Below are 1,678 nucleotides of genomic sequence, written 5' to 3'. Positions count from 1 at the left end.
TTTTAAATGCTGAACCTGAGATGAAATTTTTGTCAACTACACTGGCTTTTACAATCCCATTAAGTGTTTTACTCTTCGCGTTTACAAAACGATATACATTGCCATCAACAACTGCCTGACCTTTATCGTCTATTTTTACCTGGTTAAAATTGAAGCTTGCTGTTAAACCACCAACCGAAAAACCAGCATCCTGAACCTTTTTGCGAACCAAATCAAGATTGATATTGGCATCTTTTTTAAAAGTTAGAACAAAGGTGTTTTTGTTTAAATCGGGTTTTACGCTGCTGATAAAGTTTAGCGTTTCTAACGATTTTTGTGTTGCGTTAGAACACATAGAACAGGTTAAACCTGTTACCTGTAAATCTGCTGAAGATATTTGTTGTGCCGAAACATTAACGGCGAAGAATAGCATAATGATGCTGAATATTTTTATTGCTTTCATGATTTTTTTGAATTAGAATTTAAGAAAATGTCACATTGAGCCTGTCGAAATGCAAAACGATGCATTGACGAGACGATGTTTAAAATCCTAATTCCTAAAAATACAATTGAAAATATGCAAGACAATCCGCGAGGAAAATCTTTAACTTTTACGGTTACCTGGGTGTTTTTGCAGCAACCATCATCTTTCTTTTCGGCAGGAATGTCTTTGCAGAATTTGCAGGAAACCTCATTGCTGAAAAGTTTAACGTTTTCTAATTTGCCTCCACAGAAATGGAGACTTAAAGCCAAACCCATAACACTAACTGCATAAAATACAGCCAAAGAAAGTGCTATTTTTTGTTTTAACTTCATTAATACAAAGGTAAAGGAAAAAATATCGAATAATGCCGATAATTATTTATTGAATTTCATTTTTTAGCTTACTTTAGCCTTAAGCACCAATTAAATGAAGAAAATATTATTATTCCTCTGCACCTTTTCGATACTTTCAGCCTTTGCTGCAAAGCCCAAAAATCAATATGTACGCATTAAAACCGAATTTGGAGAATGCATTATTAGGCTATATAATCAAACCCCTTTACATCGCGATAACTTTTTGAAATTAACCAAATCGGGATATTACAACGGTGTTTTATTTCACAGGGTAATTAAAGATTTTATGATTCAGGGTGGTGATCCGGATTCTAAAAATGCCAAACCTGATTCTTTATTGGGTGAGGGTGGACCTAAATATACCATTCCGGCAGAGTTTAATGATAGCTTGTTCCACAAAAAAGGCGTTTTGGCTGCGGCCAGGGAAGGCGATGACGTTAATCCGGCCAAAGCATCGAGCGGTAGTCAGTTTTACCTGGTTCAGGGAAAAGTTTTTACCGACCAGCAATTGGATAATGTAGAAGAAAAGCGCCTGAAATTCAAAATCCCTGAATGGCAGCGTGAGGTATATAAAACGATAGGTGGTACGCCTCATTTGGATAGAAACTATACCGTTTATGGCGAAATAGTGGTGGGTTTGGATATGGTTGATAAAATAGCTGTTCTGGCAACTGATAAAAACAACCGCCCTAAACAGGATGTGAAGATGGAAGTTACAGTTTTGAAAAGAAGAGCGGCAAAAAAGTTAGAGAAGCAGCTGTTACAGGCTTCTTTGAAGGATAAAATGGTTATGTAATTAATGGATCTTGTCTGTTGTCGAAAAAGAATAGGATTCTAATTTCTTCTTGATAAACCCTATAAT

The 1,678-nt window shown here is 35.9% G+C and carries 3 protein-coding genes; 1 reads left to right on the top strand and 2 read right to left on the bottom strand.

Going from position 1 to position 1,678, the window contains the following annotated elements:
* Positions 1–442: heavy-metal-associated domain-containing protein (locus AC1DND_RS28365; RefSeq protein ID WP_477586246.1), on the bottom strand; the 442-nt coding region annotated here is incomplete at its 3' end.
* Positions 439–738 (bottom strand): HYC_CC_PP family protein, encoded by a 300-nt coding sequence (locus tag AC1DND_RS28360; RefSeq protein ID WP_477586248.1) that lies wholly within the window; start codon positions 736–738, stop codon positions 439–441. The genes AC1DND_RS28360 and AC1DND_RS28365, both read right to left, overlap by 4 nt.
* Before the next feature lie 151 nt (positions 739–889).
* On the opposite strand from AC1DND_RS28360, the gene AC1DND_RS28355 reads away from it, so the two are divergent.
* A complete protein-coding gene (locus AC1DND_RS28355; RefSeq protein ID WP_477586244.1) occupies positions 890–1,612 on the top strand; it encodes a peptidylprolyl isomerase in 723 nt (240 codons plus the stop codon).
* The last annotated feature ends 66 nt before the right edge of the window (positions 1,613–1,678 follow it).

This window comes from Pedobacter sp. 01N416, assembly GCF_056399685.1.
The sequence above is the reverse complement of the archived record's forward strand: the minus strand, read 5'-3'. Positions and strand labels throughout refer to the sequence as shown.

Excerpts from the sequence above, each read along its gene's own strand:
- AC1DND_RS28360 (WP_477586248.1), bottom strand. The coding sequence starts at position 738 with ATGGGTTTGGCTTTAAGTCTCCATTTCTGTGGAGGCAAATTAGAAAAC.
- AC1DND_RS28355 (WP_477586244.1), top strand. The coding sequence starts at position 890 with ATGAAGAAAATATTATTATTCCTCTGCACCTTTTCGATACTTTCAGCC.